The sequence below is a fragment of the Stenotrophomonas sp. AS012628 genome (assembly GCF_010608305.1).
In the GTDB taxonomy this organism is placed as follows: Bacteria; Pseudomonadota; Gammaproteobacteria; order Xanthomonadales; family Xanthomonadaceae; genus Stenotrophomonas; species Stenotrophomonas geniculata.
The window spans coordinates 1-236 of sequence record NZ_VMBJ01000232.1; the positions used below are offsets into that span (position 1 = coordinate 1).

The 236-nt window shown below is 58.9% G+C and carries 1 protein-coding gene; it reads right to left on the bottom strand.

Features of this window, described 5'->3' with window-relative positions; genetic code table 11:
* Positions 1-216 (bottom strand): hypothetical protein (locus G5A07_RS21725; protein WP_223107853.1); only part of this gene is annotated, 216 nt, incomplete at its 3' end.
* Positions 217-236: the final 20 nt, after the last annotated feature.

Here is a 236-nt window from a genome sequence, read left to right on the forward strand (position 1 = left end):
CGCCTGCTGCTGGACGAGCGACTTCATCGCGTCTTCCAGGCGTCGGTAGACTGCGTCCAGGTCCTTCAGTGACCCCTGACCCCGCTTGGACGCGTCAACCTGCGCATCGATAGCCGCGTTGACGGCCTCGATCTCTTTTCGAACATCGTCCAGGGTCTTCTTGCTGAGGTTCTTCGCCCTGATGACAAGCTCGACGTTGCGCGTTTGATCAGTCACTGTTCAGGATCCGTTTCAGG